This is a genomic window from Niastella soli (assembly GCF_017742245.1).
Classification (GTDB): domain Bacteria; phylum Bacteroidota; class Bacteroidia; order Chitinophagales; family Chitinophagaceae; genus Niastella; species Niastella soli.
The window spans coordinates 397,021-412,658 of record NZ_JAGHKO010000004.1 but is presented as its reverse complement, the minus strand read 5'-3'; the positions used below and the strand labels follow the sequence as shown (position 1 = coordinate 412,658).

Below are 15,638 nucleotides of genomic sequence, written 5' to 3'. Positions count from 1 at the left end.
GGGTTCCGGGTTTCAAGTTCCAGGTTCAGAGTTTTCAGTTTAAAGTGTTGCTTTCTGGATTTTAAGTCTCAGTTATTAGGTTCGTATGTTACTAGGTTGTTGGGTTACTGAGTGTATCCTGACCGGAAGCGAAGGACTTTGATTTTCCACCCGGACAGCCGCGACGGAGCGTCTGCCATTTGCCGTCTGTCGTTTGCTCTCGGCTGAGCTAAAACCGATTGCTGAAGTGGTCTCAAAGTTCGCGAACCCTTTCACGTTTCATGCTTCCGTTTCTTTCAGCGCAGGCAGCTCCAGCGTAATAGTAGTGCCTTTGTTCAATTGGCTTTCCAACTGAATGGCGCCCTGCAACAAACCTACATACCGGCTTACAATATGTAACCCAAGACCAGTTCCCTGAATGTTGATGGCGTTCCGTCCTCTGAAAAAACTGGTGAACAAATGTTGCTGGTCCTCTTCAGAAATACCAATACCCTCATCCCTCACCGACAACACCAGTTTGTTATCAGTCAGTTCGGTTTGTAACCATACGGAACCATTCTCAGGTGAGAATTTGATGGCATTGCTTAACAGGTTGATAAGAATGTTCCTTAATAATTTCTTATCTGTTATAAATGAACCACTGCCATTACAGGTCAACTGGATCTGCTGGCCTTTCTTTATAATGGCCTTTACTTCTTCTGTCACTTCCTGCAGGAATTCCTTTATTTCGAATGGTTCGGTTTTTATATGAACTTTTCCTTCTTCCAGTTTGCCCAACGAAAGAAAATCTTCCAGCAGGTCGTTGAGGTGTTTAACAGAGTCTTTGATGATGTTGATATGCCGTAATCTTTTATCCTGGTCTTCTGGCTGGTTGTACTTAGACGCCAGTGCCGCGGATGACAATACCGTACTAAGCGGCGTACGGAATTCATGCGAGGCCATGGATACGAACCGGGATTTTATTTCATTCAGTTCTTTTTCTTTATCCAGCGCCTCGCTTAAATTCCTTTGCGATTTCTCCAGCTCCTGTAGGGCTTCCTTCAGGATCATAGTTCGTTCTTCCACCTTGCTTTCCAGCTCGGCATTTAACTTTCGCATGTCGCTTGTCATCTGCTCCAGCTGCTTTTGCTGCGACAGGATATTCTGTTCTATCTTTTTCCGGTGGGTAATGTCGACAATAAAGGCAATTACAAACAGCTCTTCGTCCCGTTTGTAAAAACTAAGGCTTACCTCCACGGGGATCTCTGAACCGTCTTTACATTTTCCATACAGGTCGCGGCCATGACCCATTACCCGGTGTTGTGGGTGTTGATAAAAGCTTTCCCGCAATTCCGAATGGTGATGGTGATACCGCGTGGGGATCAGGATCTCAATGTGTTTGCCGATCAATTCAGTATCATTATAACCAAAAGTCCGTTGTGCGGCAGGGTTTATCAGTACAATTTTCCCTTCGCCATTGGTAAGTACAATGCCTTCCGTAGCATGCACAAATAAGGCAGACAGGTGTGTGGCATCTATATTTTTCATGGGAACGAACTTACAAAAAAAGGATGCCCGGTTTTATAAATACAACAGCTTTTTTTCCATTTCAATGGCCCGGGGGAAAAGAATGGTATTTTCCAGGTGCATATGTTGAACCAGATCGCTGTCTATTTCAAGCAGCTTTAAAAAGGTTACGCGGTGGTTGGTACAGGATTGCTCGGGCCAGGTATAGGAGTTGGTGAGTTTGCGCATTCTGGCAAGCACTTTGTTGATTGACTCATGCTCATGGTTCATCACGTTTTCTACCGGCTTTCGCAAGGTGCGTACCAACAGACCTGCATACGCCTCCTTATTATCATAAGCGTGCGCAATTTGTTTAATGTAAGGAAAGATAATATCTTCCTCGTGTTGCAAATGCGGTAACATTTCCAGGGTGAGGCTTTTGAATACCAAGACCAGTTCTGTAAGCTCAGGATAATTTTTATAGTGTCCTTCTGCAAATTTTTCCAACTGGTCTTTGGTATCAGGCAACACCTGTTTCAAATAGGCGTGGTGAATGTTGACAATATAATCTATGAGGAAATCGATGTCCCATTTTTCAAAAGGCAGGTTATTGGGGATACTAATGGGATGTATCGATTGTTCCAGCTCATTTATTATAGCTGTAAAATCAAGGTCTTTTGATTCACAAACCATTTGCAATGGAAATTTACCTGCGCAACAATATTCAATGCCATATTTCCTAAATACGGCGGCCGTTCGGTAATCGTTGTTCACAATATCTGAAACGGATGAAAGCGGACTTATTTTCCGTACTGTATTCATTTTTTTCCAATCTTATTATCAAATGCAAAATAGAATTTAGCTTTTGCCTGGTAGCTGACTTTCGTCAGGTTTGTATGATTTTAAAAATGAATATCAACGGGAGATTGCAAAATGATTTTTGCACTACCTTCACTTGAAGCACCAAAGAACATGAGAAAACTATTATTTCCTTCTTTGTTATTTGCCTTTATTATCAGCGGTTGTTTGTCAGGAATAGCCCAGTCCGCCGGGAAGCAAAAAGCTGGCAATCCTGTTTTCCCGGGATGGTATGCCGATCCGGAAGGCGCTATTTTTAACAAACAATACTGGATCTATCCGACTTATTCTGCGCCTTACAACCAACAGGTGTTTATGGATGCTTTCTCTTCAAAAGACCTGGTAAACTGGACCAAACACGAACACATTGTAGATACAGCGGCTATAAAATGGGCAAATCGGGCCATGTGGGCGCCTGCTATTATACACAAGGATGGGAAATATTTTTTGTTTTTTGCCGCTAATGATATTCAAAACGAGCAGCAGCCAGGTGGTATTGGCGTAGCTGTTGCCAATAAACCGGAAGGCCCGTTTAAAGATTACCTGGGCAAACCATTGCTCGATAAGATCGTGAACAAGGCCCAGCCTATAGATCAGTTTGTATTTCACGACAAGGATGGTCAATATTACATGATCTACGGCGGCTGGGGGCATTGTAACATTACCAAACTAAAAAATGATTTTACCGGGCTGGTGCCGTTCGAAGATGGAAATACTTTCCGCGAGATCACGCCAAAAGGTTATGTGGAAGGGCCTATTATGTTTATCCGAAACAATAAATATTATTTTATGTGGAGTGAAGGTGGCTGGACGGGACCTGATTACAGGGTGGCTTATGCGATAGGTGATTCGCCGTTTGGACCTTTTGAGCGTATTGGGACCGTATTACAACAGGATGCTGCGGTGGCTACAGGTGCAGGTCATCATTCCGTACTTCAAATTCCAGGTAGCAATGACTGGTATATAGTATATCACCGCCGGCCTCTTGGCGAAACCGACGGTAATCATCGGGTAACCTGTATAGAAAAAATGGAGTTTGATGAAAATGGATTCATCAAACCGGTTAAAATCACTTTTGAAGGCGTACCCAAAAAGAAGTTGCAGTAATCGATCGGTGCTTTTACTGCTTACTTATACATGCTATGGTTTACACGCAGTTTCCTGCAGTTTCAGTGTAGAGCTGAAGTCAAGCGAATCAACGTTTTTGAAATGCTGTTTGCCATTCTCCTCCACAATATCACCATACCCTTCGATAAAAGTATTGCCGGTTTGTTTGAACGCAACCTGGCGGATAGATTGGCTGCCTTCAGCCATAAAGGTATAATCAGCCACCAGTAAGTCGCCTTTTAAAGTTCCCTGAATGGTGCCTTTGTTGCTGTCTTTCTCCTTTAACAGGTAAACAAGCGTTCCTGTTACATTTTCACCTGTCCGAACCAGTTTCAGGGTAATGGTGTCGGCTGCAGTTGCATACTGATAACAGCTAACAGCTGAATCTGCTTTTGCAACAGCTGGTGCTTCGGCTTGTTTTTCGGTTTCTTTTTCTGTTTCCTTTGGCTGTGAATTACAGGCTGCGAGTAATACCAACAGAACCGGGAAGTGGGTTGTTTTCATATAATATGTTGATTCAAGTTGCGGCGAAAATAAAGAAAAACCGCAATCTGAGATCAATGTCGATATTCCCCCTGCTATCTTATCAAAATAAATGTTCCCTTTCTATTCATGGGTCTTCCTTTATAATCAATGGCTTGTACTATATAAACAAAGGAGCCGGCATCTGCTTTGGCCCCATTGAAGGTGCCATCCCAGCCTTTATTATAGTCGGTAGTTCGAAAGACCAGCTGTCCCCAACGGTTATATATGGCCAGGAAGCCAAAGGTCCTGAGTCCGGTAGGGATTACTTTAAACAGGTCATTTTTACCATCGTTATTGGGGGTGAATGCAGTGGGTACAAATAACTCAGGGCCGGCATATCGCTTAACCAGGATGTCTGTTTGTTTTTTACAGCCTTTGTCAGTAACAGTATATAACTGATAAACCTGATCGTGGCCCAGTATAGCGATCGGTTTTTCAACATCACCCCGGTCGAGCCCCGATAGTGGCGACCAGGTGTATTTCATATTGGGTTCGCCATGGGCATCCAGCTCAATGGGTTCATTGTATGGGGCTGTAGTATCTTTTCCCGGTTCAGAAGCGTTTTCGAAAATAGTAATGGGGCGGATGACGGTGTCCTTACAACCTTTGTCGGTATAGCCGATCAGCGTCAGGGTCCAGTTGCCATTATTGAAAAAGGTTTTTGTGATTCTGGGTCCGCGTTGTTGAAACGACCACTTGTCCCAGTTCCAGGTCCAGTTGGCCACATTGCCCGCTACATCAATAGCCGTAAAGTTTATAGGAAGATAAACACAGGAATCACTCATTTCCATTTTGATGGTTGCTTTGGGGTAGATCTCAAAACTATGTTCCACTGGCGGGCTTTGGCAGCCAAAATTGTTTTCTGATACAAGCTGTACTTTATGCATGCCGGCATTGAAGTGGAGTGTTGGGTTTTGTGGGTCTACCGTGTAAGAATTATCAACAGTCCAGTTCCATTTAGACACCACTTCACCTGCTGAACCGGCAGGCATTTGTGACTGGTCCCTGAACCAGATCGTTTCATTATTGCACATCAGGTCGCCATAATTGAATTCAGGCAGGGGTTTAAAACGCACGTAGATCAGGTTACTGGTTGTATCAGAGCGGCAACCTTCGTAGGTGGAAACCGCCAGCCTAATCGGGAACGTTCCCCCGGGGGGCGCCAAAAACGACGTAGGCGTTTTACCCGTAGTTATTTTTCCATTGATATTCCACCACCAGGTAGCAATGCCTGTTGCATATATTGGTAAGATAGAAGACCTATCGGTTAACGTTATAAATGTTTGATTTTCGCAGATGGGATCGGGATACACAAAAGCCGCCGTTGGTTTGGGAATTACGGTCACCTGGTTTGATTCTTCTTTTGAACAGGACCTGAACTGGGTAGTATTGGTTGCTTTTAATTTTACCTTATAAACGCCGCCTACGGTAAAGCGGTAATTAGTAAGGGTGTTGAGTGTTGTATCTGTATTTCCATCATCAAAATCCCAGGTATATACCGGGTTGACCAAATTGGTGGTGGTGTTGGTGAAAATATAATTGTTCCCCACCACACACTGTCTATAATTGTTTATAAGGAACGAGGTATTGGGCGTTTCGCTTACATTCACGGTTATTTCCCTTCTGAACCCTTCACAACCATACAGCGCTTTTTGTGAAACATAATATTTTACGGTACCCGGGACCGTTGTGGCTGGAACAGGCGCGTCAGAAGTAGGGATGCCACCTGTGGGTGTTGTATACCACATCAATTGATGCCCCGGTAAAACGGATGCCACCAATGGCTCCGCGATTTCATGCTGACATAAATTAACTGTAGTGACCGCATCGGGCGTATCAGGCACAGGGTAGGGTTGAACATATGCCTGTAAGGTATCGCGGCAACCGAAACCAGGATAGGGCTCTACATCCACATAAAAAACACCCGTGGTAACCGGGGGTGGACTTAACGTCATTGACTGACCATGACCTATTATCTGTTTGTAATCAGAGGAGTACCAGGTGTAATATTGAAATCCGAATGGGGCGTCAAGAATAAGTGAATTGGTCTCTATACAATACGGCGCTGTAGCCAGAATGTTGGAACAGGCGCTGGCTACATCAAGATAAGCATAACCAAAATGACCTTTATAGGTACAATCGGCCGTGCGGAACTCAAGGCGGACCAGGTGACCACCCATACCGGCAAATTGAAGGGAGGTGGGCGTCCAGCCTTTATATATAACGCGCTCGCCCCCTGGCGAACTCTTTTTTGACACAGTAAAACCAGGCAAACGTGCCGTAGACACATAATCAAAAGAAGCGCAGTTGATAAGGGACCCGGTAACTACATCATAAGCGGTTACAAAAAAACGGGGTTGCGCCTGATACTCGTGATTCGGATCCTCCAGTACTACCGCATAAAAATAAGTGAAGGTAAACGTGTCAACCGTATTGGGCACTTCAAACGTATAGGAAATGGCTTCAGCCTGTGCCCCGTTTATATCATTTCCCAACTGAACGGAGTAGTTGCCACCATATGGACATAGTTTTGGAAATCCTCCATATTGGTCTTTTCCCGGATTGTTAAAGGAAGAAATAATTGTATGCCGGTTGTTCTCAGGTTGTGACAGCGTAAGATTCATTCTGTTCTTTCCATCAAAAGTGGTATCAACATAACCTGTAAAACATTCCCAGCCATCGAAATTACCTTTTTCAAAATCAAGATTGGGTGGACAGGAAGATTGGCTATAAGCGTTGGAAAGGAAACATAAAAAAATAAAAAGACAGCAGGCTACGGATCTTGCCTTACACATCAAGCTGGTTAATTGGGGTGTCAATGCCACTGAGCTAATCTTATGGTTTGGGAAGCCTGGGATTATTGGAGGTAAGGTAATACCTTTTTTTAGAGAAAAAAAGCAGCGGGTTTTCGTACTTGTACGGTAAACCGCTGCTTTATACAGTTATTGGCAAAATCAACACACCTATTGTCAATAAGCGCGCAGATATATGTCTAAAAAAATTATAGACCGCGGGCAAGTTTAAGGGTTTCCAGATCGGTTTCACCCGTATTAAAAAAACGCCGGGCACCTTCTTTGCCGTTTTCAACCAATGCCGTTATTGTTTTCCTGGGTAGCTTACGCACCCTGCCGGAAAGGTTTAAATTGTCAATGGCTATTGTTCTTCGAATACTGTTTGGGTTGGTAACTTCCGGATTGGCCTTGTCTATCAGGGTGTGGTATAATGCTTTTAAATAATCGGTCATGTTGTCGATCTCAAATGGATAAACACCAGGCTGTTGCGCATTGTATTTGATCTGTTCGGGTATCTCCATCAGTAAACCCAGCGTTTCCCGGTTCTCGAACGCGGTGTTGGTATAAGCTGCCCGATCGTTTACATACCTCGCAGAATCAAATAGATAGATGGGGTAATTGCTTAATACGCCCCCATCTACCATTACGTGCAGCAATTGCTTCCCGGCTGGCTTTTTATATACCCGGCCACTATCATCCATCAGTACAGCCCGGTAGTACAGCGGTATAGATAAGGAAATGCGAACGGCATCACAGATCCGCATGTTTGGATAGTGCTCGTATGAAAAAACACGTAACGTTTGATAAGTTAGATCGGTACCGGTTATATACAGGTCCTTATATCCTTTTTGGGCACTTAGGGCATGCAGTTCGGCAAAAGTGATCTGGCCGTTACCGGTTTTAGCGGCAATCAATCCTTCCATCCAATGCGCGATCTTTTCACCTTTATACCAGCCAAATTGTTTACGCAAACGATGGATGCCGCCTGGTAGCATACCGCCGCCATCATTAAACTGCTTTAAAGGGATATGCGCGGTCAACTCGATGATCTCAGTGGAGGAATAACCAACCGCCAGCAACGCGCCCTGGATGGCGCCTACGGAGGTGCCGGCTACCCGTTGAATCTTTTGCAAAATGCCCATGCTGTCAAGCACCTGCAAGGCGCCTGCATACGCAAATCCTTTTACCCCCGCACCTTCCATCACCAGGTTCCGGTATTGAAAAGTTTGAGCCCGGGTACTGGAAAAAGCAATGATTGACATTGCCAGCATGACCATTTTTTTCATCAGGATGCTATTTGTCAGCCAAGATACAGGAGCAAACGTCAACAAAGTGCTAAAACTGTACCCGCTTTTTATACCACTGCACAGCGATGGACTGAATTATGATGCCGTTTTTATTTGGAGTAAGTGATCTTATTAGTACCAATGCCGGTAAGTATAAGCGATTTCCAGGGTGCGGGCAGACCGGTCTTTAATTGTACAATACCTGTTGGGGTAATGGACAATCCGCCAAATCCATTCAACATCGCTTGCAACATCCCACCGGCGCCTGTGGCAAAATAGGGATTGGTACCGCCGGCTGTTTCTGCTATCACGCCAAAGGGCGGCAGCAGGTTGGGCGTATATCCATTTTTAAAAGCGTTGTATGCTTTGTCGGGCATCCCCAGGCGGGAATATAAAATGGAAAAGATGGCATGCGTCATGGCGGGTCCTTCACCCACCCGGCCCTCATAATAGTCCAGGTCTTTTTTGATGTTTTGGCTGCTGGAGACCTCCGTAAGCGGATAGGCCAGCAGGTTAACGTCGGCCTGTTTTATTTTTTCCCCGGCATAGGCGGTATGTTCTTTGGTAACCCCATCGGCAAATTTTTCTATGGGGATGTTGCTGACCACTGTCTGCCAGTCGGGGTCGGGGGTAATACCTAAGAGCGTGGCTGCCTGGGTAGCAAAGCGTAGGTTGGCTTTTGCCGCTGCATTGGTGAACGCATTGTTGTCAACATTCTCGGCCCACTCATCGGCAGCTACTACGTTCTTTATATCATAATGATTTGGGCCATTTCTTTCCACTCGGCTGGCCCAGAAATCGGCAGTGGCTTTCAGTAAGGGATATCCCCGTTGCCGCAGCCACTCTTTGTTTTGAGTAACACAATAATAATTCCAGGCGGCTATGCCAATATCGGCGGTGATATGATGTTCAAAGGGGCCCGATAGCGCCCATACCGGTGTTTCCTCATTACCACTGGCAGCGCTTTCCCAGGGAAACATGGCGCCTTTATACCCGTGTGACCAGGCATTGTGTTTGGCGGCTTCCAGCCGTTGATACCGATATTCAAGTAATGATTCGGCTATGGAGGGTTGCAACAGCAACAGTGCCGGGAACATCCAGAGTTCCGTATCCCAGAAGGAATGCCCATTATAACCAAGACCGCTCAATCCCATGGGTGAGAGCCCATAGGCGCTTCCTGCCCGCGCAAAGGCGTACAGGTGATAGATCATGCTGTGCACCTGTTTTTGCACCGTATCATCACCGGTGATAACAATATCGCTTTTCCATAGGTCCTCCCAGGCTTTATTATGATGGTCCAATAACCGTTTTTCACCTTCCAGCGTGGCAAACAATGTAAGGCGTTCCGCCTCGTTTAACGGATCGTCGTGCTGCGCAGAAGTGATGGTGGAACCTACAATGCCAAAATGATACGATTCCCCGGCTTTTATTTTCTTTTTGAATTTCAGCAGGTGCCTATTGTTGTCCCACAATTCATGAATAAGTGAAGGTTCACTGCCATGCGGTTCATCAAACAAAAAACTGTTACTGGCGGCAATGAACAGTTTTCCGGTTGGGCTTTTTGCGGTGGAGGTCAATAATGAAATGGCTACATGCGGTCTGTCGATCTGGTTGTAATAAGGTTGAACGTTGTTGAGCATATCGGGGGCTTCCATAACGCTGGCCGGTATGATCTCAATCTCTTTCTTTGCGGTGACCACTACATCTACCAGTGCACAATAGGGTAACTGGCGGAGGGAGTAATAAGTATATTGAATGGTGGCTTTGTCTTCAAAGTCGAACCGGGTGGTGAGCGCCGCATGTCTCATATCGAGCGATTGCGACATATTGGTAACCTGGTTAAAACGCCCGATGTCGGTGCCGTCGACAGACAACTGCATGTTCACAAAATTGAATGTCTTGAGGATATTGCTCACCCTGCCCCGGCCATACAGATCAAAAGCGCCATTCAATACCACATCTTTTACTTTAAACGGAGTGGGGGAGGAAACAATACCGATCATGCCATTGGCAACCGTTTCGCCATAATAGTTAGCGGGATCAATTTTATTGGCGGTAACCACCCATTGGTCCTGCGCCAGCAGCGCCAGCGGCAGCAGCCAGGCGAATACGATCGGTACAATGCGCTTTGATACAGACAGGCAAGCCAATTTCATTCCCATATGACCTGGTTTGTATAAAGATAACTTATTTCAATAATATAACGGGAGCTTCAACAGAAAGCTGGTTGTTTGAATGGCTTTGTATATATTTATCTGCAGTATAACTATAACCTGTATGGGCCTGAAAAGAATTTTAACGACGATCTTTCTTTGCTGGTGGCAGCTAAGCGGATTTTCTCAAAGCGCCGAAGTAAAAAGTTATCTCGCCGAAATAACCAGCATCATAAAAAATAAAAGTATTGTAGCCAATAATATTGACTGGGTGAAATACGAAAAAGACCTTGCTTTTCTATCCCAGAATATAAACGAGGTGGATAGTTGCAGGCGCGTACTGGACTATATTACTGTTGTGCTAAGGAAGGCGGGCGACAGGCATTCTGCTTTTATAGATAAACAGGGGGTAGGAAAATTGTATGCGCCATCGCAGCCCAAACAGGCGGAAGGCCGGCTCATAGATGCGCATACCGGCTATCTAAAAGTACCTGGGATAATGTCGTTTAATGACTCGGTGAAGGACGCTTTCCGGGATAACATTCAACAACACATAAAAAAGCTGGATACAGAAAACGAGATCACTGGCTGGATCGTAGACCTGCGGCATAATACCGGGGGCGATCTGCGGACTACGCTTGCAGGGCTGAATGCCTTAATAAAAGATGGGGTTGTCGGCTATTTTATTGATCTGAAAAATAAAAGAACAAAAATATATTCCTACGGCCAGAGTTTTATGGGAAGAGGGAACTTTTATAAGATCAAAAAGCGCTTTCCGCCTATAGCTGTACTTATTGATTCGTTTAGTGCCAGCAGCGGCGAAATGGCGGCTATGTCTTTTATTGGGTTACGCAATGTAAGAACATTTGGCCAGCCTTCTGCTGGTTATACTACCGCAAATGAACCCATCAGGCTTTCCAGCGGCGTTATTTTAGCCCTGGCCTACTCCTATGCCGCAGACAGAAAAAAGCGGGTATACAGAGATAGGATCATTCCTGACGTATTGGTAAAAGAAAATACACTAACTGCCGATGGTACGCTGGACGCTGCGAAAAAATGGACAATGCGGCAGAAATGATAATGGGTGCAATTTCTTCGAGTTGCTGTAAGACTTGTTTTGCCTTTGTTCGGGATATCCGGCCCCCGCGGATGGCTGTCGAATGTTGTATTTCTTATCTGAATTATTCTGTTCACATTTCAGCCAGATTCCTGTTGATCTCCCTGTTTGCAAGCGAACGGGATATGATGGTAAGCTCTTTTATGACTATGGAAATAAATGAGCGGGACCTTTGAAGACATATTTTCCGGATTTCATCATCAGTTTCAGCCAGTTCTATATATAGCAAAGCAGCGACCAGAAGCTGATTCAGATTCTCCTGTATTTCCAGATTAATTTTTGCCCGTTCTTTCTCCCGTGCAGCTAGTACTGCTCTGTTTATTTCTTTTTGCTTTATTTGTTGCATCTGCGCTACTTCCAATTCGCTTTTTAATAATTGAACTTCGGCTGCAGTATTGTTTAAATTTTTCATATAATTGCTTTTAACATAAAGATGAGATCGATCTTATAGGCAGATGTTATATGGATGATCTATTAAATTAAATAAAACGAAGTGGTACAACTTGAGTGAAAAATAAGCTGATCTATAAACCTGTTAATAAAAAATCCGGAAAAGATCCCGGATTTTTTCGCCCGATACAATTCATTGGGATAGGTTAAAATTTATTCCTTAGCTACGATGCCTCGATAATTCGTTGCAACTCCTCTTTCGTTTTACCGAGTTTAACCTGAAGCTTTGCCAACATTTCGTTCTTCCTGCCTATCTCAAAAAACAGGTCCTTATCGGTAAGTGCAGGGAATTCTTTCTTTAACCTGGTCTTTTGTTCGTTCCAGTTTCCACTTGTTGTTGCTTTATATTCCATAAAAGTATTTTTATTTGATTTTTAATAAACTATTGTACAAAGGTGAGATTGTTTTTGATGGCTAATGTTACAGGATAGGATAAATAAATTACATCATTCACACATTCTCACATGTATAACGTATTGGCAAATTTTGACGCCACTGGAGTTTATGATGAAGTGTTTTTGATCCGCTTTAGGAAATATTGATTGGGGAAATGCTATTCCCCCAATCAATATTAGGAATAAGGTTATGTTCCCGTTTTTATTTGTTGTCTAATGGTGTTAATAATAACAGAGATCAAGTGTGAGAATGATTTTTGCTACTATAAAGATGAGATTCTTTTGATGTGAATTGTTATATGATTTCGGAAACGAATTACAAAATTCACACTTACTAATGCTTTAAGTGCTTCCTCTTTTCCCAAATTAAATGATTTTAGGAATATGAAAAAAAGAGTGGTATCTTCAATGACAATTTGAGCCTCGCATCAGTATTCATTAATTACATTGCTTAGTATCCGCATTATAGTTAGTTTCTTACTTCTTGCTTTCCTCTAAATTTATTCACCAATTAATTTTTACAAATGAACATTTATGTTTCAAATTTAAGCTTCGATGTGCATGATGAAGACTTAAAAAGTTTTTTTGCTCCTTTTGGAGAAGTTACTTCTGCAAAAGTTATAACAGACAGAGCAACCGGCAGGTCAAAAGGTTTCGGATTTGTTGAGATGGCTGATGAAGCTGCTTCAAAAAAAGCAATCACTGAACTTGATGGTACTACTGTAGATAACAGGACAATCAGCGTATCTGTTGCAAAACCAAAAGAAGAAAGATCTTCTCGCGGAAATAACAGAGGTGGCTTTAATAGCGGAAAAAGTTATAATGAAAATAGATACTAAATTCATTTTGACTTTATGTCAAAGCCCCGTAAGGGGCTTTTTTTCAACTTCCTGTATCAGGATTAAATAGTTCGGGGAAGATTATTCTGCTGCGTTGATGGCCTGATTTATTGCTATTTGTTGAATTAAATCGGTATACCCATCATTCCTGTGATTTGTATATACTCCATAGGCATCCAGGCTATAGCCTACAATGCCATCTTGAGCCCTAATGAGGTATATTATAGCTTCATCCGCAGGATCTGACTCGCCCTCAAAACGATATGTTTTGATAATTTTAATGTCATGCTTACCATAAGATTTCCCATTAAGGCTTAACTGTCCGGTTTGATTAATAACAAATTCATTGTCCTGATTTTTTAGTTTTAGCATATTAAGGACAGTACTTATAGTATCCATTTCCTGGTTTGGCATGTCATTTATTATATATTAATTAGTTCGATGTTTTATCGATAACTGTGGTTGTTAGCGTTTCCGTCGTTTATTTTATTTAATTTGGCTTGATTATTTTCAATTTTATTCTTTAGATACTGGATATCGCTATGTAATTTATCCAGGTTTTCTGATTCTATTCTTGCACTCCTGGAGTCTTTCCGGGCATCATTGGCGATGTTTTTTGCTTTTCTGGCCAGTTTCCTGCTGCCGGGATTATCACTTGATTTATCTGCTGCAATTGAATCTTTATTCGCTGAATTCTGTGCTTTCTCGGAAGTGTTTTGCTTTTTATTATACTGTTGTTCAAGGTGACCCAGTAATTTGCCCAGTCTTAATTGATTCCGATATATTTCCGATACTAACGAAATAGAATCTTTATTTACCTGGCCTGATATTGGCATGCAAAAAAGCAACCAGGTACACGATATTAATAATACTAGTTTTTGCATAAAGTAAAGGTGCGATTCTTTCTGTGCTAAATTGTTATATCATTCCAGAAATAAATTATATGATTTACATATTATAAAGTGCCGTAAAAGTTGCCACTACTAAAATAGCTCCTTGTTATTTACATTATAAAATACCCTTTCGGTTGTATATCTTATTTACAACAAATGTCCGGATAATACAGTTATTATTAAGCATAGTCACTCCATGCAAATCCTGAAAGGCCCTATATATTTTCCGGGCTATCCGGCGACGAAAAAAATAAGCTCATGAAATGGATCCAGAATTTTTTTACTCAGCTATGGGTTACCTTCAGAACTACGCTTAAAACCTTTATTGCCGAAAATTACCTTCGCTATAGTGCCTCACTTTCTTACTATACTATCTTTTCACTGGCTCCTTTACTTATAATTACTATTTCCTTGTTTGGATATTTTTTTGGAAAGCAGGCTATGGAAGGGAGAATATTTTCAGAAATACGCTCACAGGTTGGTGATGTTGCCGCAATGCAGATACAGCAAATGATTCAGCATGTTGTTTTAGAACAGGATTCTTTTGTAGCAAAGGTTGCGGCAATCATAATAATAGTATTGGGCATTGCAGCCGTTTTTACAGAAGTGCAGGACGCTATCAATCACATTTGGAAGTTGAAACCAATACCAAAACTTGACCGAAAGAAATATCTTATAAAAAGGGTGATATCTTTAGGGATATTCAGCGTCATTGGCTTCATACTCGTTTTGTCATTAGTAATCAACTTGCTGATTGATATTTTAGGCAATTACCTGATTGGCTATTTTGCAGGTGCGGGCGTTTTCATGATGTTTTTAATTAACCGGATATTTATTATCGCTGTTGTGGCGGTACTGTTTACATTCATGTTCAAATATGTGCCCGATGGAGAAGTGAAATGGAAAGATGCCATAAAGGGGGCTGTCTTTACTTCCTTCTTCTTTATGGTGGGTAAGGGAGTTATTGGTTATTTTCTTGGTCATATTCATACAGCTTCCACCTATGGTGCTGCAGGAAGTCTGGTGGTTTTGCTGCTTTGGATCTATTATTCGAGCGTCATTATCTACTTCGGAGCCACATTTACAAAAGAATATGCGTATTTGTATGGAGGAAAGATCGTTCCCAGATCATATGCAGTTTTTCTGGAAACGAAAGAGGTCTTTCCCCACTAATAAATCACCCTCAATTTTTCGGTTTTGTTTTCAATTTATTTTTTTCTATGGGAATCTTATGTCCTTTTTTATCAATCCAATAATATTTTGAATGCTTGTCAATATAAATGGTTTCACCATTTGGTCCTTCCTTATCCTTATAAATTTTATCAGTAACACCGGCTTTGCCTTTTGATGCTATTTCGGCTGTTTTGTCGCCGGCTTTTGTAGCACCTTTTTCAACATCCTTTCCTACTTTATCGGCTGTACTTTGAGCATTGACCGAAAATCCTGCTAACAAGGCCAGGATTGAAATTCCTATAAACTTTTTCATATTTTCTGTATTTGAATTTGTAGCAATATGCAATACATACAAAGCTGTGTTTTTTAATTCAGATAGCGATTACGTAATTGGGGAATTAAGTTATAGTATTCACACATTTGAGTGAAAAATGGAAAAGTAGCTACGCTTGGTCTGGGCTTTGCAACCAGTAAGCTGTATTAAAAACATAATTGACATATGGGCCTGTTAACAAAAAGTGCGCTTTTATATGAAAGGGGCGTATTCGGCCTTCGCGCAATGAACTATGTATATTTTCTGAAACTT

Annotated in this window: 15 protein-coding genes; 4 read left to right on the top strand and 11 right to left on the bottom strand. The window is 42.4% G+C overall.

Going from position 1 to position 15,638, the window contains the following annotated elements:
- Positions 1-258: 258 nt before the first annotated feature.
- Together J7I42_RS16565 and J7I42_RS16560 are read right to left on the bottom strand one after the other, a co-directional pair.
- A complete protein-coding gene (locus tag J7I42_RS16565; RefSeq protein WP_209139954.1) occupies positions 259-1,506 on the bottom strand; it encodes a PAS domain-containing sensor histidine kinase in 1,248 nt (415 codons plus the stop codon).
- A gap of 33 nt (positions 1,507-1,539) precedes the next feature.
- Positions 1,540-2,286: a DUF542 domain-containing protein gene (locus J7I42_RS16560; RefSeq protein WP_209139953.1), complete on the bottom strand. Its 747-nt coding sequence runs from the start codon at positions 2,284-2,286 to the stop codon at positions 1,540-1,542.
- Between the two features lie 150 nt (positions 2,287-2,436).
- On the opposite strand from J7I42_RS16560, the gene J7I42_RS16555 reads away from it, so the two are divergent.
- Positions 2,437-3,429: a glycoside hydrolase family 43 protein gene (locus tag J7I42_RS16555; RefSeq protein ID WP_209139952.1), complete on the top strand. Its 993-nt coding sequence runs from the start codon at positions 2,437-2,439 to the stop codon at positions 3,427-3,429.
- A gap of 33 nt (positions 3,430-3,462) precedes the next feature.
- Here J7I42_RS16555 and J7I42_RS16550 read toward each other — a convergent pair whose 3' ends face one another.
- From J7I42_RS16550 to J7I42_RS16535, 4 genes are all read right to left on the bottom strand, one after another.
- The gene (locus J7I42_RS16550; RefSeq protein WP_209139951.1) at positions 3,463-3,933 is read right to left on the bottom strand and encodes a hypothetical protein; all 471 of its coding nucleotides are present in this window, start codon (positions 3,931-3,933) and stop codon (positions 3,463-3,465) included.
- 74 nt (positions 3,934-4,007) lie between these two features.
- Positions 4,008-6,749: a gliding motility-associated C-terminal domain-containing protein gene (locus tag J7I42_RS16545; RefSeq protein WP_209139950.1), complete on the bottom strand. Its 2,742-nt coding sequence runs from the start codon at positions 6,747-6,749 to the stop codon at positions 4,008-4,010.
- A gap of 206 nt (positions 6,750-6,955) precedes the next feature.
- Positions 6,956-8,032, bottom strand: a complete 1,077-nt coding sequence (locus J7I42_RS16540; RefSeq protein ID WP_209139949.1) for a patatin-like phospholipase family protein — start codon at positions 8,030-8,032, stop codon at positions 6,956-6,958.
- 110 nt (positions 8,033-8,142) lie between these two features.
- Positions 8,143-10,194 carry a glycoside hydrolase family 65 protein gene (locus J7I42_RS16535; RefSeq protein WP_209139948.1) on the bottom strand — a complete coding sequence of 684 codons (2,052 nt, stop codon included), beginning with the start codon at positions 10,192-10,194 and terminating at the stop codon, positions 8,143-8,145.
- A 115-nt stretch (positions 10,195-10,309) separates the two neighbouring features.
- Between J7I42_RS16535 and J7I42_RS16530 the strand changes: the two genes are divergently transcribed.
- Positions 10,310-11,263 (top strand): S41 family peptidase, encoded by a 954-nt coding sequence (locus tag J7I42_RS16530; RefSeq protein WP_209139947.1) that lies wholly within the window; start codon positions 10,310-10,312, stop codon positions 11,261-11,263.
- Positions 11,264-11,375: 112 nt separating this feature from the next.
- Here J7I42_RS16530 and J7I42_RS16525 read toward each other — a convergent pair whose 3' ends face one another.
- Entirely contained in the window at positions 11,376-11,714 is a 339-nt protein-coding gene (locus J7I42_RS16525; protein ID WP_209139946.1) for a hypothetical protein, read from the bottom strand.
- Between the two features lie 202 nt (positions 11,715-11,916).
- Complete coding sequence (locus tag J7I42_RS16520) at positions 11,917-12,105, bottom strand: CsbD family protein (RefSeq protein WP_209139945.1); 189 nt, start codon at positions 12,103-12,105, stop codon at positions 11,917-11,919.
- Between the two features lie 566 nt (positions 12,106-12,671).
- Here J7I42_RS16520 and J7I42_RS16515 point away from each other — a divergent pair.
- Entirely contained in the window at positions 12,672-12,986 is a 315-nt protein-coding gene (locus tag J7I42_RS16515; protein ID WP_209139944.1) for an RNA recognition motif domain-containing protein, read from the top strand.
- Between the two features lie 81 nt (positions 12,987-13,067).
- On the opposite strand, the gene J7I42_RS16510 is transcribed toward J7I42_RS16515, so the two are convergent.
- Entirely contained in the window at positions 13,068-13,400 is a 333-nt protein-coding gene (locus tag J7I42_RS16510; RefSeq protein ID WP_209139943.1) for a hypothetical protein, read from the bottom strand.
- A 32-nt stretch (positions 13,401-13,432) separates the two neighbouring features.
- On the bottom strand, positions 13,433-13,870 hold the full coding sequence (locus J7I42_RS16505) for a hypothetical protein (protein ID WP_209139942.1): 438 nt from the start codon (positions 13,868-13,870) through the stop codon (positions 13,433-13,435).
- A 267-nt stretch (positions 13,871-14,137) separates the two neighbouring features.
- On the opposite strand from J7I42_RS16505, the gene J7I42_RS16500 reads away from it, so the two are divergent.
- Positions 14,138-15,052 carry a YihY/virulence factor BrkB family protein gene (locus tag J7I42_RS16500; RefSeq protein ID WP_209139941.1) on the top strand — a complete coding sequence of 305 codons (915 nt, stop codon included), beginning with the start codon at positions 14,138-14,140 and terminating at the stop codon, positions 15,050-15,052.
- Positions 15,053-15,062: 10 nt separating this feature from the next.
- On the opposite strand, the gene J7I42_RS16495 is transcribed toward J7I42_RS16500, so the two are convergent.
- On the bottom strand, positions 15,063-15,365 hold the full coding sequence (locus J7I42_RS16495; RefSeq protein ID WP_209139940.1) for a hypothetical protein: 303 nt from the start codon (positions 15,363-15,365) through the stop codon (positions 15,063-15,065).
- Positions 15,366-15,638: the final 273 nt, after the last annotated feature.

Bases quoted from the DNA above. Each gene is read 5' to 3' on its own strand.
- J7I42_RS16560 (WP_209139953.1), bottom strand. From the start codon at position 2,286: ATGAATACAGTACGGAAAATAAGTCCGCTTTCATCCGTTTCAGATATT.
- J7I42_RS16540 (WP_209139949.1), bottom strand. From the start codon at position 8,032: ATGAAAAAAATGGTCATGCTGGCAATGTCAATCATTGCTTTTTCCAGT.
- J7I42_RS16515 (WP_209139944.1), top strand. From the start codon at position 12,672: ATGAACATTTATGTTTCAAATTTAAGCTTCGATGTGCATGATGAAGAC.
- J7I42_RS16500 (WP_209139941.1), top strand. From the start codon at position 14,138: ATGAAATGGATCCAGAATTTTTTTACTCAGCTATGGGTTACCTTCAGA.
- J7I42_RS16565 (WP_209139954.1), bottom strand. From the start codon at position 1,506: ATGAAAAATATAGATGCCACACACCTGTCTGCCTTATTTGTGCATGCT.
- J7I42_RS16510 (WP_209139943.1), bottom strand. From the start codon at position 13,400: ATGCCAAACCAGGAAATGGATACTATAAGTACTGTCCTTAATATGCTA.
- J7I42_RS16505 (WP_209139942.1), bottom strand. From the start codon at position 13,870: ATGCAAAAACTAGTATTATTAATATCGTGTACCTGGTTGCTTTTTTGC.
- J7I42_RS16550 (WP_209139951.1), bottom strand. From the start codon at position 3,933: ATGAAAACAACCCACTTCCCGGTTCTGTTGGTATTACTCGCAGCCTGT.
- J7I42_RS16525 (WP_209139946.1), bottom strand. From the start codon at position 11,714: ATGAAAAATTTAAACAATACTGCAGCCGAAGTTCAATTATTAAAAAGC.
- J7I42_RS16555 (WP_209139952.1), top strand. From the start codon at position 2,437: ATGAGAAAACTATTATTTCCTTCTTTGTTATTTGCCTTTATTATCAGC.
- J7I42_RS16545 (WP_209139950.1), bottom strand. From the start codon at position 6,749: ATGTGTAAGGCAAGATCCGTAGCCTGCTGTCTTTTTATTTTTTTATGT.
- J7I42_RS16535 (WP_209139948.1), bottom strand. From the start codon at position 10,194: ATGGGAATGAAATTGGCTTGCCTGTCTGTATCAAAGCGCATTGTACCG.
- J7I42_RS16520 (WP_209139945.1), bottom strand. From the start codon at position 12,105: ATGGAATATAAAGCAACAACAAGTGGAAACTGGAACGAACAAAAGACC.
- J7I42_RS16530 (WP_209139947.1), top strand. From the start codon at position 10,310: ATGGGCCTGAAAAGAATTTTAACGACGATCTTTCTTTGCTGGTGGCAG.
- J7I42_RS16495 (WP_209139940.1), bottom strand. From the start codon at position 15,365: ATGAAAAAGTTTATAGGAATTTCAATCCTGGCCTTGTTAGCAGGATTT.